The sequence below is a fragment of the Prevotella melaninogenica ATCC 25845 genome (genome assembly GCF_000144405.1).
In the GTDB taxonomy this organism is placed as follows: Bacteria; Bacteroidota; Bacteroidia; order Bacteroidales; family Bacteroidaceae; genus Prevotella; species Prevotella melaninogenica.
Window position 1 is genome coordinate 1,410,351 of the sequence record NC_014370.1, and the last position, 21,616, is coordinate 1,431,966.

General features: G+C 37.9%; 20 protein-coding genes and 1 pseudogene. All 21 read right to left on the reverse strand.

All coding sequences use genetic code 11. From position 1 onward, the window contains the following. Positions 1 to 107 precede the first annotated feature (107 nt). On the reverse strand, positions 108 to 3,203 hold the full coding sequence (locus HMPREF0659_RS05610; protein ID WP_013264602.1) for a type I restriction endonuclease subunit R: 3,096 nt from the start codon (positions 3,201 to 3,203) through the stop codon (positions 108 to 110). Positions 3,204 to 3,215: 12 nt separating this feature from the next. Further along, positions 3,216 to 3,851 carry an abortive infection family protein gene (locus tag HMPREF0659_RS05615; protein ID WP_013264176.1) on the reverse strand — a complete coding sequence of 212 codons (636 nt, stop codon included), beginning with the start codon at positions 3,849 to 3,851 and terminating at the stop codon, positions 3,216 to 3,218. Between the two features lie 8 nt (positions 3,852 to 3,859). Continuing rightward, a complete protein-coding gene (locus HMPREF0659_RS05620; RefSeq protein WP_013263808.1) occupies positions 3,860 to 4,423 on the reverse strand; it encodes a restriction endonuclease subunit S in 564 nt (187 codons plus the stop codon). 10 nt (positions 4,424 to 4,433) lie between these two features. Further along, a complete protein-coding gene (locus tag HMPREF0659_RS05625; protein ID WP_013264649.1) occupies positions 4,434 to 5,684 on the reverse strand; it encodes a restriction endonuclease subunit S in 1,251 nt (416 codons plus the stop codon). A gap of 17 nt (positions 5,685 to 5,701) precedes the next feature. Continuing rightward, positions 5,702 to 6,586: pseudogene (gene fic, locus HMPREF0659_RS05630) on the reverse strand (protein adenylyltransferase Fic). 10 nt (positions 6,587 to 6,596) lie between these two features. Continuing rightward, positions 6,597 to 7,313 carry a restriction endonuclease subunit S gene (locus HMPREF0659_RS05635; protein WP_013264610.1) on the reverse strand — a complete coding sequence of 239 codons (717 nt, stop codon included), beginning with the start codon at positions 7,311 to 7,313 and terminating at the stop codon, positions 6,597 to 6,599. Between the two features lie 6 nt (positions 7,314 to 7,319). Next, on the reverse strand, positions 7,320 to 8,312 hold the full coding sequence (gene xerA / locus HMPREF0659_RS05640) for a site-specific tyrosine recombinase/integron integrase (protein WP_013264016.1): 993 nt from the start codon (positions 8,310 to 8,312) through the stop codon (positions 7,320 to 7,322). Positions 8,313 to 8,359: 47 nt separating this feature from the next. Beyond that, on the reverse strand, positions 8,360 to 9,865 hold the full coding sequence (locus HMPREF0659_RS05645; RefSeq protein WP_013264720.1) for a type I restriction-modification system subunit M: 1,506 nt from the start codon (positions 9,863 to 9,865) through the stop codon (positions 8,360 to 8,362). A 56-nt stretch (positions 9,866 to 9,921) separates the two neighbouring features. Further along, entirely contained in the window at positions 9,922 to 10,128 is a 207-nt protein-coding gene (locus tag HMPREF0659_RS05650) for a helix-turn-helix domain-containing protein (RefSeq protein WP_013264292.1), read from the reverse strand. 100 nt (positions 10,129 to 10,228) lie between these two features. Then, positions 10,229 to 10,891, reverse strand: coding sequence for a hypothetical protein (locus tag HMPREF0659_RS05655; RefSeq protein WP_013264869.1), 663 nt, complete (start codon positions 10,889 to 10,891; stop codon positions 10,229 to 10,231). Between the two features lie 2 nt (positions 10,892 to 10,893). Continuing rightward, entirely contained in the window at positions 10,894 to 11,814 is a 921-nt protein-coding gene (locus HMPREF0659_RS05660; protein ID WP_013264794.1) for a relaxase/mobilization nuclease domain-containing protein, read from the reverse strand. After that, a complete protein-coding gene (locus HMPREF0659_RS05665; protein WP_013263862.1) occupies positions 11,811 to 12,164 on the reverse strand; it encodes a plasmid mobilization protein in 354 nt (117 codons plus the stop codon). Before HMPREF0659_RS05665 ends, HMPREF0659_RS05660 begins: the two co-directional genes overlap by 4 nt. Before the next feature lie 143 nt (positions 12,165 to 12,307). Next, positions 12,308 to 13,198, reverse strand: coding sequence for a toprim domain-containing protein (locus tag HMPREF0659_RS05670; RefSeq protein ID WP_013264338.1), 891 nt, complete (start codon positions 13,196 to 13,198; stop codon positions 12,308 to 12,310). 218 nt (positions 13,199 to 13,416) lie between these two features. Next, the gene (locus tag HMPREF0659_RS05675; RefSeq protein WP_013264167.1) at positions 13,417 to 14,631 is read right to left on the reverse strand and encodes a virulence-associated E family protein; all 1,215 of its coding nucleotides are present in this window, start codon (positions 14,629 to 14,631) and stop codon (positions 13,417 to 13,419) included. Positions 14,632 to 14,647: 16 nt separating this feature from the next. Further along, entirely contained in the window at positions 14,648 to 15,004 is a 357-nt protein-coding gene (locus tag HMPREF0659_RS05680) for a helix-turn-helix domain-containing protein (RefSeq protein ID WP_004368398.1), read from the reverse strand. 99 nt (positions 15,005 to 15,103) lie between these two features. After that, positions 15,104 to 15,850 (reverse strand): hypothetical protein, encoded by a 747-nt coding sequence (locus tag HMPREF0659_RS05685; RefSeq protein ID WP_013263995.1) that lies wholly within the window; start codon positions 15,848 to 15,850, stop codon positions 15,104 to 15,106. Between the two features lie 14 nt (positions 15,851 to 15,864). Beyond that, the gene (locus tag HMPREF0659_RS05690; RefSeq protein ID WP_013264746.1) at positions 15,865 to 17,121 is read right to left on the reverse strand and encodes a site-specific integrase; all 1,257 of its coding nucleotides are present in this window, start codon (positions 17,119 to 17,121) and stop codon (positions 15,865 to 15,867) included. A gap of 13 nt (positions 17,122 to 17,134) precedes the next feature. Beyond that, complete coding sequence (locus HMPREF0659_RS05695; RefSeq protein ID WP_013264617.1) at positions 17,135 to 17,692, reverse strand: helix-turn-helix domain-containing protein; 558 nt, start codon at positions 17,690 to 17,692, stop codon at positions 17,135 to 17,137. A 207-nt stretch (positions 17,693 to 17,899) separates the two neighbouring features. Further along, a complete protein-coding gene (gene dnaK / locus HMPREF0659_RS05700) occupies positions 17,900 to 19,804 on the reverse strand; it encodes a molecular chaperone DnaK (protein ID WP_013264074.1) in 1,905 nt (634 codons plus the stop codon). A 294-nt stretch (positions 19,805 to 20,098) separates the two neighbouring features. Then, positions 20,099 to 20,668, reverse strand: coding sequence for a hypothetical protein (locus HMPREF0659_RS05705; protein WP_013264101.1), 570 nt, complete (start codon positions 20,666 to 20,668; stop codon positions 20,099 to 20,101). Between the two features lie 188 nt (positions 20,669 to 20,856). Next, positions 20,857 to 21,480, reverse strand: coding sequence for a DUF4840 domain-containing protein (locus HMPREF0659_RS05710; RefSeq protein WP_013263859.1), 624 nt, complete (start codon positions 21,478 to 21,480; stop codon positions 20,857 to 20,859). Positions 21,481 to 21,616: the final 136 nt, after the last annotated feature.

Below are 21,616 nucleotides of genomic sequence, written 5' to 3' on the forward strand. Positions count from 1 at the left end.
CTAAATGCTAATTACAGCTTATACAAACTATTTACAAGCATTTACCTACATTTTATTTATATTATTATTTGAGGATTATTATTTTTTTATATTGATTTCTTCAGAACTTATGGTTCTGCAGCCATCTGTATTTCATCTTCATAAATTTCATACATCTTGGCTGTGTGAGTTGTATAATTATCTTGTCCATTATCCGTCCACTGCTCGCATTGCTTAATGACAGTTTCTAATGCATTGGCAGCTTCCTCTGGTGGGTAATGATATTTTTTCAGAAGATGTTTAATCATTCTGCGCATACCGGCACGGGCTGATTCTTTCTTTTGCCAATCAATAGTGCGGTTCTTACGTAGAGAGTCAGTAAGTTCTTTTGTCATGGCAACCAGTTCTTCATTACTATAGAAGTCGTGGATTGCTTGCGGTTTGGTCAAGGCATCATAGAATGACTTTTCTTCAGGAGTGAGTCCAAGTTCATTAGCTGCTGAATCGGCTGAAGCAATCTCTTTTGCTAACTGCAAAAGTTCTTGGATAACTTCTTCATTGGTGAGTAATCCTTTCAAATAGTTGGATAAAGAACGATTGAGCAGGTCAGAGAATTTCTCTGACTGCACGATATTGGTCTTTTGATAGAGTGCCACTTTCTCTGCTAATAACTTTTTAAGCAGTTCTACAGCTATATTTTTTTCTTTCATCTTAGAAATTTCATCTAAGAAGGCTGTATCAAAGAGGGAGAACTCGGCTTTAACATCAGAGAAAAGATTGATTACACCTTCACTTTTTACACTTTGTTTCAGCAACTCGCTAATACGAGCATTGATTTCTTTCTTCGTAACTTTTCCTTTGCCTGTCATTCGGGAGAGTAAAGTGCGTACAGTCTCAAAGAATGCAGCCAAGAAGCGTTGCTCTTTATTCAACAGGCTTCGGCAAAGAGTTATGGAATTGTGCAGCAATGCTGCTTCTTTCATATAGAGCGGTAACTGTTCTTGTTTATCGGTTGCCAACATGAAGTTTACACCACCTTTGATTAATTTAGCACGGTCAGCATCTGTCCCTGTGTGGAACCTACTATAATTATAACCATGAAATAAGTCTTGGCACACTTCCAACTTCTCTTTGAACTTTGTAAAAGCCATGCCTTTGATATCTGGGTTTCCAAAGTTCTTTCTGTCGCGCCCCGTATAATCACGCATGGCTTCTTTCAAGGCCTTGGCAATACCGATATAGTCAACAACCAATCCACCCACTTTGCCATTGAATACGCGGTTCACTCGCGCAATGGCTTGCATTAGGTTATGTCCGCTCATTGGTTTGTAAACATACATAGTTGCCAATGAGGGAACGTCGAAGCCTGTGAGCCACATATCGACCACAATAGCAATCTTCATCGGGTCATTGTCATCCTTAAATCGTCTGGCAAGTTCTTTCTTATACTGCTTGTTTCCGATAATGTCGTGCCATTCTTCTGGGTCTTGGTTGCTGCCCGTCATGACAACTTTTACTTTATCTGTCCAAGTTGGGCGAAGCTCCAACAGTCGATGATAAATGCTCATGGCTATGGGACGCGAATATGCTACTATCATGGCCTTACCTGTCAATTCATATTGGCGGTTTTCCTCATAGTGTTTGAGAATGTCTTGGCAAAGAGAATCGATGGTAGCTGGTGCACCGAGTATCTCTTCCAAGTGCGACATCTCCTTCTTGCTTTTCTCTATCTGTTCTGTCGTTGCACCTTCTTCAGCCAACAGCTCGTATTCGTCATCAAGGGCTTGCAAGGTTGCATCGTCAAGATTTAGATTAATAACTCTCGATTCATAATATACAGGACAAGTAGCACCGTCATTAACCGCCTGCGTCATGTCATAAATATCAATATAATCACCAAAAACCTCTACGGTATCTCGGTCTTTAGTAGAGATAGGTGTACCAGTAAAGCCAATATATGAAGCATTGGGTAGTGAATTGTGAATGATTCTTGCCGTGCCGATAGAGACCTTACCTGTAGTGGCATCGACTTTTTCCTCAAAGCCATATTGTCCTCTATGTGCCTCATCAGTCATTACGATAATATTTCTTCGCTCTGACAAAGGTTCGTCAGACTCCTCAAATTTCTGCATGGTTGTGAAGATAATGCCATTAGCTTCTCGTCCACTCAATAGCTCTTTTAGATTCTCACGACTATTGGCTTGCACTGGTGTTTGACGCAAGAACTCCTTACATTTAGAGAATTGGGTATAAAGTTGATCGTCCAAATCATTGCGGTCGGTAATCACAACTATTGTGGGCTGTGATAACTCTTGTTGCAGCAAGTGGGCGTAGAAAACCATTGACAATGATTTACCGCTGCCTTGCGTATGCCAGAACACACCGATTTTACCATTACTTACTGTAGCATGTTTGGTACGTTCGATGGCTTTCTTCACTGCAAAATACTGATGATACCCTGCTAATATCTTGGCACTCCCTTTTTCTTCTTTGGCAAAACAGATAAAGTTCTTGATTATGTCTAAGAGTCGTTCCCTTTGAAATATTCCTTCAAAAAAGGTATCATAATCGATAAATTCCGTACTTTCATAATTGCCATCTTTTGTTTTCCATTCCATGTAGCGATCTTCCTTGCTAGTAATTGTTCCAGCTTTGGAAAGAGCCATATCGCTCATTACACAGAACATATTGAAAGCGAACAACGATGGTATATCTTTCATATAATTGCGGAGTTGAAGATATGCTTCTGAAGCATCTGTTTCTTCACGAGAAGGGGATTTTAATTCTACAACCACCAATGGTAAACCATTCACAAATACAATGATATCGGCACGTTTTTCTGCATTTTCAATGAATGTCCATTGGTTGATGACTTGAAAAGTATTTTTTTCCGTATGCTCAAAGTCTATCAAATAGACCATTTCATTGCGCATTTCCTTGCCATTGAAATAAGAAACTTCTATGCCATGCTGCAAATAGTCTGTAAAAGTTTCATTACGCTGCGCCAAACTACCCATATCAATATTGCGTAGTTTGATAATCGCTTCGTGAATGGCTGCATGTGGCTTCTTTGGATTAACAGTTTGCAGACTTTCTTCTAATTGTGCTTCATAATATGGCACATAGTAGTCTCTTTCAATATTTGGACCGTACAAATATTGATAGCCCATTCCCTCAAAGAGGGATATCAGTGCTTTTTCGTAATTATCTTCTGTGAAGGGCATTGTATTTTATTTTTATTGTTTATTCATTTCTAAAAGAAATTCTAAATAATCTATATAGTTAGCTTTATAAGCTTGATAATCTAAGTTGTAAAGAGCCTCTGATGCTGATAAGTGTACGCCTCCTACTTCTAATGGATTTTCTTCATCAAACCAATCATTAAAGCTCTCACAATCTTGGTAAATTAATCTTTGGTTAGCGTGGTGGGCATAACTGAAATAAAAATGTAAAATGAACCCACAGAGTACATCTGTTGTTTTGTATATCAGTAAGGATAGTGATTTGTCTATCTGAGGATGCAAAACATCCAAACCATGTGAAGCAAATCCTGCATTATTTCGTATCTCTGCAATCGATTGAGCGACAGTAGAAATTCTACGGCATAGTTCAGATAGACCAACTATTTTTTTCCCAGTTTGTTTTATAAGATGTTCTAAGGTTTGTTTTACTAAACTATTAAATGAAATATCATCTTTGTATGTTGTATTTTGATTAGTGAGAATTGTTTTGCAAAGTGCTTCAATCAGACTTTTGCTTACTTCAACGCACAAAGAAGGATTAATCTCAACATTGTTTTCTATTGTTGAAATATGCGTTTCAAAAGTCCTAAGACTTGGTTCTTTTGCAATATATTCTCTTGTCCACTGCATAATTAATCTTAATTTAAATTATCATTTATGCGGCGGTTCAGCTCGATTTTGGCATCAAGATTATTCAAGAGAGAAGCTATTTCTTCTTGGGTCTCAGGATCTGGTGCCTTAAAAACATAAGTGCCAATTAATTTAGGAGAAGTATGCTTCACTGTGCTACCAGAACAGCAATTTACTATATACTTTTGATATTCGGGAGTGCGCATCACCCAATAAAGAAAATGCTTACTTATATTTGAAGCAATAGACTCTACTAAGCCAATGCGTTGATTATGTAGAAATGTTATATCTCTAATTTGTGGTATTATAGCAGAATACCCTAAAGTATCTCCATCTTTACTTAGATCCGTCATCGTCACAATCAAATCATCCTTATTTAAAATATAGTCGTTAGGAATCGGGCCATGATAATATTTGGGTTTAGATAATTTGAATCCGCCTTTTATATCAAAGTTGCCAGGAGTTACGCATATATATGGTTGCTTTTCATTTGTGAAATATGCACCTTTGAAAGCAAATCCATGTCTTATTTTACAGACATCACTGATTTTATATTCTTTCCACTCTTCCATAAATGGGAATTTAGTTGTTTATTTTGTTAATTTCTACCTCACCAGACATCAGTTTAGGGAGAAGGGTATCACGTACTAATTCTAAACGTGAAATTTCTTCACGATTCTTCTCTATCTTCGAAAAGATAGGCTTTATAATTCTATCAAATTTAATAAGTATATCTACAGGTGGCATCATAATTTTTATAGATTTAAAATCTGTCTTATTAAACTTTCTTTGAGCAGATCCTCCCGTAATACCATCAATAAGATGCTGTCCAACATTCCCCTTAAATAACATATACAAATAGAACATTGAATAGTTATTCTTAGGTCTTAGAAGTATAATGTTATTTCCTAAAGTCATAGGTTTTTGCAATTTTGGACAGAGGAAAACACTACCAACATCGCCAACATTCGATATAATTATTTCACCACCCTCTAATACAGACTTTGAAAGAAATTCATAGGAATGTTTATCTACATATATTTTATAAGATTCTGCTTTTAAATCTGTATTTCTAATAAAATGTGCATAATTTGGCTTATCATATAGTCGTACATTCTCCTTTAATGAAGCGAAACTACCATTGGCAACATAGTCTGTTATATAAATAGGTAGATCTTTTATTGATACAATGCTCCATCCTACAGGAATGTCCCCAAATAAAGAATCTGATTTACTGAATTCTTTGCTTAAGAATGGCTCAAAATCAACAAACCAGGACTTGAACAACGCTTGTGCCTGCTGCTCTAAATTATCATTTATCCGTTGATTGATTTCTATTTTGGAGTCAAGAGATGAAAGAAATTTTCCGATCTTCTGCTGCAATTGCAAAGGAGGAACTAAGCATAGTAAATTATCGAAAGTCTCTTTTGTGATAGTATCAAATACGCTACCGTGGGCTGACTGTTTGAGTTCATCAATCTTAGTTCGAGTTAGGTAGTACAAGAAGTTCTTATCTACAATACCGTTTCCTCGTAAACCAAAGCATGATTGATTGAAGCACATAGGACATGGAATCATCGCCACAGCTCCAACTGTACCTCTTGCAGAAATAATAATATCGTTTTTTTCTAATAACTTTGTAGAACTATTTAATAATCCTAACTCTGAAATATGTTTTTCAGAACTATAAACATACTTGGCGACAGACACAAAATCTTTCACCGACAACCAAGGAATTTCTCCATTCCAATATTCAGGAACAGACGTTTTGGGTGTTCCGCCGCCTATAATTGTTGCTAGGTCTGTATATTTATATTCTTTCCATTCTTCCATAATGAGAGTCAATCGTTTTATTCGTAATAATATGAATAGTCAATATTCTTCATAAACATTTCTCGGTCATCAATTTTGGTTGTGAGTGCTGGCCTTACTAGAGCCTTGATGTGTGTGTTATCAGAAACATTTTCACGCATGGCTGACAAATACTAGTTCTTGTCAATTTGGCTTCAATCCACACACCGCTTGAGAGAACGCCTCAGCATGAGATCAAACCAAATGCGAGTACTGCGACCACTGCCTTCCATAAAAGGATGGGCAATATTCATTTCGACATACTTGTCCAATATTTCGTCGAAGGTGTTTTCTGGCATTCTTTCAATCGTTTGTAGCGTAGCAGGGAAGTGCATACAGTTAGCAAAGGTAAAGCCACCTTTGGAGATATTCTTCGTGCGGATTTGTCCAGCAAAGTCATACAAACCTCCAAAGAGATAAGCATGAATCTGTTGTAAACATTGTATGCTGCCTGGCTCAAGACTTTTCAGCAAACCACTTTCATATAACTGATATGCTTTCTTTCGACTTTGACCATCTAATGTATTATCACTATATGTAAACCAATCAAGGAACTCATTTGCTCGATTGTTAGGATAGTGCTTTGCTAATAAAGTCACTCCTTCACTATCAAGGACATCTGCAATACGCATTTTGCCATCTGGTGCTTCAAATTTAAAGTTGTGAGTAGTACTCACGGGTTCAATGCCTTCTTGTTTTAACTTACGTTTTAACCAACGCCAATAGTTACCAGCTTTGGTGTAGTCTGGCTCATCGTTAATGGCACGTACAATGTCTGTTGCAGAAAACCACCAACAATTACTTTCTTCATCCCATACGGCACGTACTTCACGGTCGTTGAAGAAACGAATTGATTTCTTGTGTTGTTCTTTCTTCTCTTCCATAAATGGGAATTTAGTTGTTTATTTTGTTAATTTCTACCTCACCAGACATCAGTTTAGGGAGAAGGGTATCACGTAATGCTGTTAAATTCAGACATTCGGTCTGTAAAGCAATTATTTTTGCAAGCAAAGGGCTAATTATTTTATCTATCTCTATCAACTTTTTGTTGCTTGGAATTAATACTTCAGACTTTTCAAGTTCACTCCTTTTTATATGTCCCATTGTTACAGCTTTATCTTGAGCTATATGAATAAACTTCTTTAGATGATGCAATGTCCAAAAATAATAAAACCATTTTGGATATTTCTCGGATGTCACCTTAAATAAATGCTGATTTAATCCACATTCACCTCCACACCATATCTTAACCATAAGTGTGCCTGACCATGAAAAAATAACGTCTCCATTATCCACCTTATATTGACTATCAATATTTTCAGAGCATTGGTCAGAATGTTCATCAACTTTTCCTTGACCTAACTCTTTTATTTTCAATACAGGTATTCCAGCATCATTTGTTGTTGGACGATATTTCTGCATAGCTAATCCATTGAGATAAGAGGCTATATCTGTAAGATTGCCCACTGTACAATCTCCTAAAATTTCAGGAGTATCTACAAAGTAATGGTTGAACAACACTTGTGCTTGCTGCTCTAAATTATCATTTATCCGCCTATTTTTATGAAATAGCGGTTGATATGAGCTATATGTGTGATATGCTGTTTGCATTTTGATTTAACTGATGAATTTGCGATGAGAGAGTTTGACGTTTGTTTGATTGACCATTGCATAGTGCATGGTTGTATCAATTTTAACATGCCCAAGGAGTTTTTGTACTTGCTCCACGGGCATACCTTTATCTATAGCCATAGTCGCAAGTGTTCGACGAAACTTGTGTGGATGGACACGGACAATCTTTGAAAGCCTCCCAATCTTTCTTAGTCTTGTCTCAACTCCTGATATTTGTAATCGATTGTGTGGCTTGGCAAGAGACACAAACAATGCTTTGTTTCTGTCTTTCCGCTCTGCGAGATATTGCTGCAAATGAATCTTTGCACGAGCATTGAAATACACGATACGTTCCTTGTTGCCTTTACCGAAAACGATACACTCACGCTCATTGAAGTTTATATCTTCACGATTGAGCTTTACAAGTTCTCCAACACGCATACCAGTAGAAGCCAATAGGTCTATCATTGCTAAATCTCGTACCCTTGTACAGTTATCGCGAAGTTGTTCCAAATTTTCGTCAGTAAGGACTTCCTTAATCTGTGTTCCTGTCTTAACCTTGTGTATTCTACGTACAGGACTTTTAATGATGTAATCCTCATCCTCTAACCATGAAAAGAAAGATGAAAAGATACGACGGATATTGTCTATTGTAACTTTACTCGATTTGTGTTTCCGTTGAAATACAGCCAAATAAGCACGAATATCCTCTGTTGTATAGTTCGTAACTTTTTTAGGCATTTTCTTGAAAAGCTGATTGATGGTCGAGCCATAGTATTTTATGGTAGGTGTGGTGCAACCTTCTACTTGCTTAGCTGACAAGAATATCTCTAACAGACGTTCGTTAGATACATTGTTCTCCTGCATCAGCTCGTAGTCTGCCGTAATGGAGTAGTTACTAATTACTTGCAGTAATACTCCATTGAGTTGTGCCATTTGTTCTACACTTAATATACCTGCCATTGCATTGCTAATTTCTAAAATCAAATTTTCTTTCATGTTCTTCTATATTAATAAATTGATAATATGGAAGAACATGCAGTCTTTTACTTGATAGTGAAACCTATGCTTGCCAACTGTTTTCGTATCTCATCCTCCAAATCATGAGATTGGGCAAATAAATCGGACAATTCGGTTGTGAGTTTGTCCATCTTCTCTTGGAAAGGAATACCGTCGTCTTCCTGTTCTGCAATGCCGACATAACGTCCAGGGGTAAGAATATAGTCTTGTTTTGCCACATCACCAAGGGCTACAACTGCACAGAAGCCTTTTTCATTCTCAAGTGTACCATCACTATATTTATCAAAAGTGTCCGCAATCTTTCTAATATCTGCTTCTTGGAGCTCACGAAGTTTGCGAGTAACCATTGTTCCCATGTTTCTTGCATCTACAAACAGAATTTTATCTTTCTGTTTCTTCTCTCGATTGAGGAACCATAGAGAAACAGGAATACCTGTGGTATAAAACAACTGTGAGGGTAGGGCAACGATACCTTCTATTAAATCGGCTTTAATGATATTTTCACGAATCGTTCCTTCCCCTCCTGTCTGTGAAGATAAAGAACCATTTGCCAATACCATACCTATTTTCCCTTTGGGAGATAAATGATGAATCATGTGTTGCAACCATGCAAAGTTGGCATTGCCAGATGGTGGAATGCCAAATTTCCAACGCACATCATCTTGCAACTTGTCTGCTCCCCAATCACTGAGATTGAAAGGCGGATTAGCCATGATGAAATCTGCTTTTAATGTGGGGTGTTGATCATCAAAGAATGTATCTGCATTAAACTTACCCAGATCAGCCTCAATACCTCGAATGGCAAGATTCATCTGAGCCATCTTCCATGTCGTAGGATTGCTGTCTTGACCATAGACAGAAATATCTTTGATATTGCCTTGATGCCTTTCTATGAATTTGGCAGACTGTACGAACATTCCACCAGATCCGCAAGCAGGGTCATATACTCGTCCGTGATAAGGTTTCAGAACTTCGACAAGTGTTTGAACAATACAAGCAGGTGTATAAAATTCTCCTGCTAATTTCCCTTCTGCTTCTGCAAATTTAGAAAGACAATATTCATATGTACGTCCCAATATATCTTTGGAATCTCCATGTTCTTTCATTTGAATATTGGTAAATAAATCTACCACATCGCCCAAACGCCTTTTGTCTAATTCTGGTCGGGCGAAATTTTTGGGCAGAATGCCTTTCAAACGGAGATTCTCCTTTTCAATAAGACGCATGGCATTGTCGATTATCGTACCGATTTCTGGTGTATGGGCTGCTTTTGCTACCACACTCCACCGTGCTTCTTGTGGGACAAAGAAAATATTATCCGCCATATATTCATCGCGGTCTTCCTCGAATCCTTCACCATTATTGACTAATTCTTGATATTTGGTCTCAAACTTATCGGAGATGTATTTTAGAAAAATCAATCCCAATACTACCGATTTGTATTCGGAAGCATCAAGATTGCCACGAAGCAAATCTGCTGCTTTCCATATTTCCTTTTCAAATCCAATATCAGCTGTATTTTGTTTTGCCATGATCCTTTTCTATTATGTCTGAACTTTATTCTTGATGTAAATCGAAAAACTTCTTATTAGTCATCTGGGGTGTTAATCAATTCCTTTGGATTAACTTGCAAAATCTCTGCTATCTGAAATAGCAATTCTAGGCTTGGCTGTCGACGATTGCAAACATATGAGTTGACTATAGTGAAACTCTTACCGAGTTTCTCTGCAAGCCATGTTTGCTTAATCCCTTTCTCGATAAGCACCTCTTTAATTCTATTAGTTGGACTTTTCATAAATATTATATGATTGTTTGCAAATATAGTAAATTTTCTTGTATAAAATACTTAATAAGAGGGGAAATTTCCCCTCTTATTAAAGTTTATGTGTTCAACACTATTTGTTTTTCTTATTTTGCAGGTTATTCTGCATCAAACTATCTGCCTTTTGCTTCAATTCCATGTCGTAATCATCTGCTTTTTCCTTGATTAGGTTGATAATCTTTTCATTGCGATGAATGTCAAATACATCGTTAAGCCATAGGATTTCCTTAGGACTACAACCTCTCCATACTCTAATGATACGAAATTTCAAGGCATCGTCTTTGTATTGCTGTTTACTTTGCCACAAGAAGTAATTGCCGACCAAAGAAACAAAATAAAGGACAGATACTGCTACCATATAAGTAAAGACTTTCGAGGACTTGAGGTCAAAACTGTGCCTGTGAATATGTTCCTGCGGTATTGGATGTTCTTTCTTCTCCTGCCATTCGTGCAACATGGTTAAGACGCTTGCTACCAATTTGTCTATGGATTTAGCCTCCTCGTCCTTGATGCGCACTTGCACACCAATATACTTGTTAATCACTTCTTTTGTTCGCTGTTCATACTGATTGAGCATTTCCTGTTCTTTCTGCTCATCACTTTGTGCTAGTGTAGATTGAACAGGGAGGGAAACAGAACCGTTCTCCTTTTCTTTCAACTCTTTTAGTTCCCTGTAAATTGTCTCCAGCTTGTTTTTGATTTCCTCAAAGAGAATAAATGTATTATTATCTGCCATAGTTATAAATGTATTTTACGTTTTTTCTTTTTCTTCTTTTTATCGAGTGTGTTGTAAACTTCCGCTGGGACAGTGCCATGAGTCTGGAACAATCCCAATCCTCCTTCGATGAGGTCGTTGGCTATTTCGCTTGTAACATCTGCAACATTAGATATAAGATTTATCGTTCCTTGCATCTGCTGTCCGTGTTCTCTGTTATTCTGTTGCAGGGCAAAGTCTATCTTGGAATAGCTGAAACTCCTGTCCACCTTTGAACCGTTGAAAAGATAACCGTTCTTTTCAAAGATGATACCCTGCACTGCTTGTGAGTTGCCTTTGTACTTGAAACGGACATCAATATCTTGCTTTTTCAAGTGAGCAAGAAGGTCTTTCCAATTCCTGCACTGAGCAATCTCTACTTTCAACGCCTGATAGATTTCATATTTGGTTTTATCAGGTTCTTTCAGGCGATGCTCCTTGACTTTCTCCTTGCCATCAGCGAAGTACAAACCGTGTTTCACGGTCAGTTCCTTACAAATCTTCTCGCTTCTGAATCTGTCGTTACGGTCAGAAATGGTTTTACCGTTATTGTCTATCCGATTGAAGGCGATATGGATATGCGGATGTTCCTTGTCGAAATGACGACCGATGATGTACTGAGTATCTTTTATTCCCATCTTCTCCATGTATTCACGAGCTATCTGTGCCATCCACTCATTGTTGAGTTTGGGAGAGTCCTGTACGGAGAAACTCAGGGAGATATGTCCGACAACCTTACTTACTCGTGGATTCAATTCCGTCTGGTCGATGAAACTTTGGACAATATGGTTGATACCATCTGTTCGCACACCTAAACTGTCTATAAGCTCCGTTCCTTTCTTCGGGTCAAGGATGTAATTGATGACACTCTTGAAGCCCGAACCTTTCATTATCTTGGCTATCATCTTCGTATCAGATTTAGGATTTCGTCAATCTTTCCTATGATGATTTTGTAAAAAGGAGCAACGGCATGAAACCCTTCCGCGTTGGCACAATGTGCCAACTGGTTGAGATTGTTTGCCATGCCACATAGCTTACGGATGAAGTCTGCTTGTTCTATGGTCAGCCGTTCAATGACATTTCCTTTCTCAAGAACTTTCCTTACAAACTCACTCATGGTTACTCCTGCGCTTTTGGCTTTGCCTTTGAGCGTATAGTAATCCTGCGTATTCAGTTTCACCGTGATACGGTATTTCTTCTTTTCGGTTACGCCCTTGGTTGGACGACCACCTTTTTTATATTCTGTTTTTATCATACTTGTTTCTTTAATTTGATTTGATGGAGACCAGCGGGATAATCCTCTGCAACGACTGTCAGGAGGTGGAGCAAGTGGTTTTGGTATGCCCAAAACATAAACTTGCTCCACGAAAACAGATCATGCGGAGCATATTCCTGTAATCATAGCTTAATCCCTTTGATTTTTTTGTTTTCTGCTTTCTCTGAATGCTTGAATTCAGCACATAAATACTCATTTAGGTCTTTATAATTCTGGAAGACAGAAGAGCAGTCTTGGACAGTAAAACCATCTCTTTTAAGTTGTTCTAAAGTTCGCTTTCCTCCTTCATCATTATCTAAATATGAACAGATGAGCTTGTGCTTTGAAAGGAAAAATCTTGACTTTTTGATATTATTAATCGAGTTAAGTATCAGTGCAGCTTTCTTCTCTTCATCTGGACTCATCGTAAGCAGACTAAGATAATCCATAAAACCTTCAAATAGATTGATTTGTTCTGAAGGATTGGGAACATACGACACATCGGAAGGTGGCAAACACCCTTTGAAGTATGGATTGCGCAACACATACCCATAAGAATTGTTTGAAAAGCCAATTGCGTAATACTTCTTATCACCAACTCTATAATGAATTTCCTTGCAATATTTTTTCGCAATGTTCAGATTGATTCCTCTATGTGTGAAATATTCTATGAGATTCGGATGACATAAGAAGATAGAGCCGATAATCTCTATACGTGATTGGCTTGGAGAATTTGTTTCGCTATTAGCTATGGATAATTTTGGCAGGATATTTTGTTTGCCATTAAACAACTCTATAGCTTGTATTAAACTGAAATTATGTAATTTCATAACTAAATCTATAAGACTCCCACCTTCATCAAGTGCAAAGTCATACCATAGATTTTGGTTATAATCAACTTTGAAACTTGGAGTATGTTCATTTCGGAATGGACTTTTATACATTCCGTAATAGCCATAATTTTTTTTAGGGTATATAGACATACTACCTAAGTAATCTTTAATAGATATTGCTTTAATTTCATCTATTGTCATACTTGTAACTTTTAAGTTTAGTACTTACTACAATGTGATATTCTTGTAAGTCATTGGCAATGAAAGAAAAATATGTAGTACTAACTATCTTTGTAGTAATCATTGCAAATGTATATGGTAGGTTGGTAGTAATGAGGTAGTAATACCTTATATCATTATTTACTACGGTCTAACCTTTTTTCTTTCAATGCTTTATATCTCTTTGTAGTAAAGTAGTATTAATAATTAGTATTGTAACTTTGAATAAAGGGATTGGGAACAATCTTGCGTATATGATAGACATACATTGGATTGCCGCCTATCCTTTTGGATTTCCGCAAGAAACCAGCCTTTTTCAAGGCTTCTCCCATTCTCCTTTCACTTAGGTTAAGCGTCGTATATCCACGCAAATAGTTTAAGATTTCAGAAGTGGTCATATAACTCTCTTCAGTTGCTGCAGGCTTTTCCATGCCTTTAAGAAGCATTTCATACTCAACAGTCTGCACTTGAAACCCTTCGCTCTCTTGATGTAGTTCGGCTATTTCCTCTTCATTGAACCAGTAATGATAATCAACTCTCCACAATTCAACTGCTTCGGAGTACACCTTATTGATATTAACCTCTTTAGCAGCATCAATATCAATGTGCTCAACCTCAAAAGGTAGAAAGCGACGACTGCCTGTCGGATCCGTCAGAAAATCATTACCATTAACAGATGCCATAAAGCTTGCTAAGTGAGGATACTCTTCTATGTAAGTGTCGTATGGTCTACGATATTTTACTCTTGGTGTCGTTATCAGATTCTTCAATTCATTTTCATCTCTCTTATTGAGTGCCTTTAGCTGGTCGTCAATATTGATAAAAAGATATTCTGCGATCAGTGTTTGTACATCTTTTCCTTGTGGGTCAATCTTTCCTGTGAAAAGATAACTCTTCAGTTCTTCTGGACAGAGTAAATCAAGGAAAGTTGTTTTGAATTTTCCTTGTTCACCTGTAAGAACTAAACATGTATGATTACGACACTGTAAATCATCCATAGCATTGGCAACAACAGCAACAAGCCATTTTACAAAGTAGTGTTTCCATTTATCAGGATTTCTCACCACAACACAATTTGCCAACCTTATGATTTCAGATTCATCTTCACCTTTAGGCTTGGGAAGATTCAACAAATACTCACGAATTGGGTTAACTTTATTGCAAAAGTCGCTCTCCAATATTGCTCGAATATTATCTGCTGGAGTATATATTCCCAAAGTCCCATCTACCAGCCGACGCATAGAATTAATATCATACTTAGTAAGAGGACGGAATGAAGTATTAGAATCTTGTTCTCGAAACTCTGTTCTACTTTTAACAGTATTAAAACGAAAAGCATAATGCTCTTTCAAGAATTGCTCTATGCGTTCATTCTTAGATTGCTTGGCTCGCCCTTCAGCTCTTTCCTTTTCCATAATACATATATTTAATTTATAAAAGGGAAGAATCAGAATGTTTCTCAGAGATAAAAGTTTTTGCCTCCTCGTTGATTTCGGCAACAGTCTTTTTCTTACCTCCTTCAATCCATGCCAACAACTCATCTTCAAAAAAATAGAGATGCTTACCATTCTTATAACAAGGTAGTAAGCGTTTTCGTACTAAGGTGTAAACTGTTGGCTTGGCTTTCCCTATTAGTTTACACGCATCATCTATTCCAATAGGAATACGTTTGGGAGGGACAATAGGTTTTTGTCCTTTACATACTAAATTCTTGATTTCAGCAACTTCGCTGACTAAGTGAGCAACTGCCTTTGGCAAGTTCTCAAAAGTGATTTCATTTTGTACCATAATACTTGTTATTAGTTTTTACGGTGCAAATGAAAAAAGTGTTTCCTCTGTGTCCTAAGACACAGAGGAAACACTATAAAAACACAATAGGTTTGTGTGTTATTCTGTTATTTGGTGGTCTGAAAGGCTTTGTACAATAGGTATAGTGCCTTTCTTCTCATCATCACGGAGATGGCTTTTTATACTTCCAACTTCCACATCTTTGAATGTGATGGCAAAAACCTGCTTAAGGAACTGCGAAATTTCATCTTGTTTGCCAACTCTAAAATGGTTCCATATATTCCAACCAAAATGAAACAGGTCTAAGGCAACTAAACCTTTAATATTAATTGGTTCAACGTGTGATAAGGGAAGCTTAGCGGAGTACAACTCTATATATTCACAAAGCTTGAGCAAATCTTTATCTGAAACATAAGGTGCGAATTGCTGTTGAGTATATTTAATAGCTATAGCACGTTTATCTTGTACTTTCTGGTCCATTAACCTTTGTTGCTGTTGCCGAATTGAGTCAAAGTTCATTGATTGTTGGTGTTGTTCGGAAGATGGACCGCCAACACTATCTACTACTTGTTCTGCCTCAATGTCGGATGCATTATCATTTGTTTTATCTTCTTGTTTCTTTGGAAAGAAAAACTTGACTAATGCTGTAAATAGTCCCTCTACCAAAATAGACAATATAGAATAAATGATGATGCCTATGGCAACAACACTCCAAAAGACTATTTGTGCAGTAAATTCATCAACCCCTAAACGTAAGGCAACCACTCTTGCAAACAACGCAATGATGACACAAACAACAAGAACGGACAGATATACTACAATATGTTCAAAATATTTGGTATTCATATTATGTTGTCGAATTAAGTTTTATCATTTTCAATATCTATTTGAATAGCATTGGCTGCTTTATTTTTCTTTTCATCGACAACCTTTGCATATACTTGAGTTGTTTTGACATTTGTATGCCCAAGCATCTTGCTTACAGTATAAATGTCTGTTCCGTTTGCAAGTTGAAGGGTAGCAAATGTGTGCCTAAAGCAATGAAAGCTGAGGTGTTTCTGAATACCAGCTTTTTCAATCCATGCCCTTAATGGACGAGAAATCCAAGAAGGATTTGGTAACCCTTCAAAAACAAGTTGTTCTGGTTGTCTTGGCTCTCCGCAAAGCTTAAACGCCTGTTCCGAGATAGGCATATACTCTACCCCTTTTGTCTTTTTCTGAGTAAAGAGAAGTTTAGCTTGGTTTCCTTCTATGGCTATTTCATCCCATTTTAGTTTTTGAATATCGCAATGTCTTAGTCCTGTCAGAGCTGAGAATAGTGCTGCACGTTTAAGTACATCACGTTCACAAGGGGTATTAGCTAACTTATTCAGTTCATCAAGAGTTAAGTATTCCCTTCGGGATTCTTGTTCCTGTATGCCTTTGATTTTTGCAGATAAATCTATAGTCAAATATCCGTCTATGAATGCTTGTTTGAGTGCAGCCTTAAAAATAGAAAAATACGTGGAAGCTGTATTTCGTGATATTGTCCCTTTTTTACTTCCACCACAAGGAGCGGATAACAAGAAAAACTTGAAATCTTCTGCCAATCTATTATCTATCTGTGAAAAGAGTAGCGTGTCTCCAGCAAACATTTTCAACAAAACATGTACTCGTTCCCAGTTTGTTTGAATTGAAAGGGAACTATTACGGTGTCGCTTGTCTGCCACTTTATCAAAGTATTTGATGAAATTTTGTTGCAATCGTTCTTTCTGTTCTGCTTGTGCTGTTTCTGTGTCACTATACAAACTTGCATTATCATATTCACGCTGCCTTAGTTTTCTAACACTATCTGCATAAATACAGGCCTCTTGATCTATCTCACTTTTGCACAAGATAATTCCATTCAAATCTCGTTTAGGTTTGAAAGTTTGAGTTGCTTCGGTTGTACGAGCAGTTCTGCTTTTATCCCAAATAGGAGTTGTAATAGTGCGGTTTAGATACTCTCGAACTCTTTGTGGAGAATCTTTGCCAGCTACCCTCACAGGATAGCTTTCTATATACAGGTACCATTCTTTTCGATAGGCACTCTTTCGCAATCGTACTGTTGCTTTTGTATTATCAAGTTCCTTTCTCATTGTATGTCGTGGGTTAGTGTTTATACAAATTGTCTATCTCTGATTTTGGCGCATAGACGTAATTACCAATCTGTCTTGTTGGAATAGAATATTTGCGAATATGCAGATATACAGTACTATCATGGATACCAAACTTCTTAGCTATTTCTCCAATTGTATAACAATCTTCAGGCTCAAGCCGATAAGTCTTTACTTCCGATTGTTTTTCTTTTCTTCTTTCATCGTAAGGACGTAGATTGAAGCGTTCTTGTAAATCAGCTTTGCAAATACGTATCATCCTTAGTCCGAGGTTATAATAACGGACTTGTTTATTCCTGATTAAGCGATAAAGGGAATCTCGTCCAATATCAAATAATGCAGTTGCATCAGCTATTGAGAGATAAAGCTGGTTCTTCGGAACTCTCGCTGCCTTTTCTCTTTTCAAAGCATCCAACTGTTCTTCCTTTTTCCTTTGCTTATATGCTGCTTGAGAACAGTTCTTAGAACAGTATTTGGAGGTTAGCGTCTTTGCAATAAAAGATTTACCACAAATTTCGCATTTCCGCTCTATTTGAAATTTTGCACTCGCCATACTATTTGTATCTATTTGATTATCAATTTATCTTTTAAATTAAGTCGCACGTTATCTCCCATTAAGTCGCGGCACAAATATGGTACAAATATAAGCACAAAAACGATTAAAAACGATAAGATTTAATTATTATTAAGAAATAAAAATCCCAGCAACTTATTATGTTACTGGGATTTACTTATTTTTGATTAGCGTTTATTAGCACTTTTACTTCACTTCCTCAAAGTCTGCATCTTGGATGGTGTCATCCTGCTTTGGCTGTTCCTGCTGACCAGCGTCTGCGCCTGGCTGAGGACCACCCTGTGCACCTGCCTGACTATACATCTGCTGTGATGCTGCCTGCATAACGGTGTTGAGGTTGTTGATAGCAGTGTCGATTGCTGCAACGTCAGCTGACTTGTGAGCGTCACGGAGCTGCTGGAGAGCAGACTCGATACCTGACTTCTGGTCGGCTGGAATCTTATCACCGTTGTCCTTCAAGAAGTTTTCGGTGGTGAAGATCATTGAGTCAGCTTGGTTCAGCTTGTCAATCTTCTCACGCTCTGCCTTGTCGGCTGCAGCGTTTTGCTCAGCCTCAGCCTTCATACGGTTGATTTCCTCCTCACTCAAACCACTTGAAGCCTCGATGCGGATGCTCTGCTCCTTACCTGTTGCCTTGTCCTTAGCTGATACGTTAAGGATACCGTTGGCATCGATATCGAATGTTACCTCAATCTGTGGAACACCACGACGAGCTGGAGCAATACCTGTCAAGTTGAACTGACCGATAGACTTGTTCTGTGCTGCCATTGGACGCTCACCCTGCAGAACGTGGATAGTAACCTCTGTCTGGTTATCAGCTGCGGTTGAGAACACCTCGCTCTTCTTGCAAGGGATAGTAGAGTTAGCATCGATGAGCTTTGTCATTACACCACCCATTGTCTCAATACCGAGGGTAAGAGGAGTTACGTCGAGCAATACGATGTCGCCCACACCGCTCTCCTTATTAAGGATAGCACCCTGGATAGCTGCACCAACAGCAACCACCTCATCAGGGTTAACACCCTTTGAAGGCTCCTTGCCGAAGTAGTTCTTAACCAATGTCTGCACTGCAGGAATACGGCTTGAACCACCTACGAGGATAACCTCATCGATATCTGATGTCTGCAACTTAGCGTCACGGATAGCATTCTGGCAAGGAACGAGACAAGCCTGAATAAGGCTGTGTGCCAACTGCTCGAACTGTGAACGAGTTAAGGTCTTAACCAAGTGCTTTGGAACGCCACCCTCAGCTGTGATGTATGGCAAGTTAATCTCTGTAGAAGAAGAGCTTGATAACTCAATCTTAGCCTTCTCAGCAGCCTCCTTCAAACGCTGCATTGCCATTGGGTCCTTTCTCAAGTCGATACCCTCCTCAGACTTAAAGCCGTCAGCGAGCCAATCGATAATTACCTGATCAAAGTCGTCACCACCAAGGTGAGTATCACCATTAGTAGAAAGTACCTCGAACACACCGCCACCGAACTCAAGGATAGAGATATCGAACGTACCACCACCAAGGTCAAATACGGCAATCTTCATATCCTTATTAGCCTTATCAACACCATAAGCAAGTGCTGCGGCAGTAGGCTCATTCACGATACGCTGTACGTTAAGACCAGCAATCTGACCAGCCTCCTTAGTTGCTTGACGCTGTGAGTCAGAGAAGTATGCTGGTACGGTGATAACTGCATCAGTCACCTCCTGACCGAGATAGTCCTCAGCGGTCTTCTTCATCTTCTGCAATATCATTGCAGAAATCTCCTGTGGAGTATATTTACGGTCGTCAATCTGTACACGTGGATAACCACCATCGTTAACAACCTTGAATGGAACACGCTCAGCCTCTTTCTGACACTGCTCGTAAGTCTCACCCATGAAACGCTTAATAGAGTAAACGGTCTTCTCTGGGTTTGTGATAGCCTGACGCTTAGCAGGGTCACCCACCTTACGCTCGCCGCCTTCAACGAAACCTACAACAGAAGGAGTTGTACGCTTACCTTCGCTGTTAGCAATAACCACTGGCTCGTTACCTTCAAATACAGCAACACAAGAGTTTGTTGTTCCTAAGTCAATTCCAATAATCTTTCCCATAATTGTATATCTTTATTTTATTATTATTCGTATTCAGTTATTGACGCTTATCGCTGTAGCTTTATCAGATATAACTATCTGTCGCTATCGCTTTCAGCGTCGTTCGCCTATAATTAGACAAATGATATGCCAATAGAGGAAGACTGACAAAATGGCAGAATCATAAACAACATATATAACTATTCGTTCAAAACTATATCCTTATAGTATGATAAATCCTACTTAATAAAAAACTGCACCAACACTCATTATTAAGAATGATGGCACAGCTACATTACATCTAAAAAAACAACCTTATTTTACACTGAAAGTCGTTATTTTCATATCATTTTTTTCATTTCGTTTGTCAGGGTCGCCTAAAGAGATACCATACTCACCTGGTTTAAGATTTTCAATAACAATATAATAAGAACTCTGTCCATACTTCTTAGCCTGAAAAGATATTTGTCCAAGAGAGTTTGTTTTAGTTGCAGACAACGTTCCAGCTTCAGCCAACTGCGCTCTACGCTCCTTTCCCTTTACCTCAAATGGGAAGATATTGATAAAAGACTCTGGGTCGGTTGAATTATTCGCAGCCTTAATAATAAGGCGAACATCCTTACCAGCAGGTACTGTTACAGATGAAGTAGGACCACTCAAAGTAATACGTGTCTTTATCTTTCCAATACCAACAAGATACAACGAAGCACCCGCTTTTGTCTTGACAACACCAGATTCGCGTGGCAATTTCACATACTCTGTGTTAGAAGTAAGCAAAAATGTTTGGTCAGCAAACTCAGGTTCTGGGATAGAGACCTTCTGTGCAAAAGAAGTTGTCATACTTAACAACGCAAACAAAATAGTAAAAATAGTTTTCTTCTTCATAAAAGTTTTGTTTTTAGTTAAAAATCAGATTTATTTTTCAAAAATATAAAATAAAATTGTACAACAAAGTTACAAACCCTATAAATTATCATTATTTAACATTAAAGATTAAACCATTATAGAAAACAAAAGTCCGAGAATCTCTGAAAAGAAAATCCCGGACTTTTGCTTATACTGTTTTTAAAAACTTATACTCTTGGTTCAGAAGCAAGATAGAAGCTATCTGCACCCTTACTAACAGACTTGTCGAAGACACCATCAACAACCATTCCTGCCTCTAAAAGGCGAGCACCAAGCACCTTACGATCTGCATCATAACCGCCATAGGTATAATCAGCCTTGAAAAGGAAAGCTATAGCTACATCATGAGTTTTACCCCCATAAGTAACCTTACCTAAATCCAAACGATAAGGAGCAATATAAAAGAGGATTGGTTTCACGCTGAACACGCTAATAGCACATTTGATTTCCTGATTTGGCAAAGCCTCAACCGCCTGCTTTAAGTTAGTATCAATGATACTTGCTGTCAACATCTTAGTTGGGATATTTTTGATGATGAGTGTTGTATCATCCTTGATTTCCCAAGTGGTACTGACAGAATCCTGCTTTTCTATCTGTTCCCGTTCGTTTAGACCATATCTGGAAAGTTTACCATGATAAAGACCTTGAATAGTATGGCTTGCAGCCTTCAGTTCAGCCGCAGTTGGGAGGTTTCGTTTTGCCTGCTCTTCATAATCATCATTCAGACAAGCAGTAAGTGATAGTGTTGCCATAAGTGCAACAACTAAAATCAATAATTTGTTCTTTTTCATTATAGTGCGTTTTGGTTATGATATTTAAGTTTATCGGTTACAAATTTACACATTATCAACTTATTCCCAACACAATTACTGTTAAAATACTGATAAGAAGTTTGTATGATAGTTTTTAGAGTCCACATTATACCCA

What these genes read in the sequence shown, in the direction of transcription:
- HMPREF0659_RS05610 (WP_013264602.1), bottom strand. Translation starts at nt 3,203, where the DNA reads ATGCCCTTCACAGAAGATAATTACGAAAAAGCACTGATATCCCTCTTT.
- HMPREF0659_RS05615 (WP_013264176.1), bottom strand. Translation starts at nt 3,851, where the DNA reads ATGCAGTGGACAAGAGAATATATTGCAAAAGAACCAAGTCTTAGGACT.
- HMPREF0659_RS05620 (WP_013263808.1), bottom strand. Translation starts at nt 4,423, where the DNA reads ATGGAAGAGTGGAAAGAATATAAAATCAGTGATGTCTGTAAAATAAGA.
- HMPREF0659_RS05625 (WP_013264649.1), bottom strand. Translation starts at nt 5,684, where the DNA reads ATGGAAGAATGGAAAGAATATAAATATACAGACCTAGCAACAATTATA.
- HMPREF0659_RS05635 (WP_013264610.1), bottom strand. Translation starts at nt 7,313, where the DNA reads ATGCAAACAGCATATCACACATATAGCTCATATCAACCGCTATTTCAT.
- xerA (WP_013264016.1), bottom strand. Translation starts at nt 8,312, where the DNA reads ATGAAAGAAAATTTGATTTTAGAAATTAGCAATGCAATGGCAGGTATA.
- HMPREF0659_RS05645 (WP_013264720.1), bottom strand. Translation starts at nt 9,865, where the DNA reads ATGGCAAAACAAAATACAGCTGATATTGGATTTGAAAAGGAAATATGG.
- HMPREF0659_RS05650 (WP_013264292.1), bottom strand. Translation starts at nt 10,128, where the DNA reads ATGAAAAGTCCAACTAATAGAATTAAAGAGGTGCTTATCGAGAAAGGG.
- HMPREF0659_RS05655 (WP_013264869.1), bottom strand. Translation starts at nt 10,891, where the DNA reads ATGGCAGATAATAATACATTTATTCTCTTTGAGGAAATCAAAAACAAG.
- HMPREF0659_RS05660 (WP_013264794.1), bottom strand. Translation starts at nt 11,814, where the DNA reads ATGATAGCCAAGATAATGAAAGGTTCGGGCTTCAAGAGTGTCATCAAT.
- HMPREF0659_RS05665 (WP_013263862.1), bottom strand. Translation starts at nt 12,164, where the DNA reads ATGATAAAAACAGAATATAAAAAAGGTGGTCGTCCAACCAAGGGCGTA.
- HMPREF0659_RS05670 (WP_013264338.1), bottom strand. Translation starts at nt 13,198, where the DNA reads ATGACAATAGATGAAATTAAAGCAATATCTATTAAAGATTACTTAGGT.
- HMPREF0659_RS05675 (WP_013264167.1), bottom strand. Translation starts at nt 14,631, where the DNA reads ATGGAAAAGGAAAGAGCTGAAGGGCGAGCCAAGCAATCTAAGAATGAA.
- HMPREF0659_RS05680 (WP_004368398.1), bottom strand. Translation starts at nt 15,004, where the DNA reads ATGGTACAAAATGAAATCACTTTTGAGAACTTGCCAAAGGCAGTTGCT.
- HMPREF0659_RS05685 (WP_013263995.1), bottom strand. Translation starts at nt 15,850, where the DNA reads ATGAATACCAAATATTTTGAACATATTGTAGTATATCTGTCCGTTCTT.
- HMPREF0659_RS05690 (WP_013264746.1), bottom strand. Translation starts at nt 17,121, where the DNA reads ATGAGAAAGGAACTTGATAATACAAAAGCAACAGTACGATTGCGAAAG.
- HMPREF0659_RS05695 (WP_013264617.1), bottom strand. Translation starts at nt 17,692, where the DNA reads ATGGCGAGTGCAAAATTTCAAATAGAGCGGAAATGCGAAATTTGTGGT.
- dnaK (WP_013264074.1), bottom strand. Translation starts at nt 19,804, where the DNA reads ATGGGAAAGATTATTGGAATTGACTTAGGAACAACAAACTCTTGTGTT.
- HMPREF0659_RS05705 (WP_013264101.1), bottom strand. Translation starts at nt 20,668, where the DNA reads ATGAAGAAGAAAACTATTTTTACTATTTTGTTTGCGTTGTTAAGTATG.
- HMPREF0659_RS05710 (WP_013263859.1), bottom strand. Translation starts at nt 21,480, where the DNA reads ATGAAAAAGAACAAATTATTGATTTTAGTTGTTGCACTTATGGCAACA.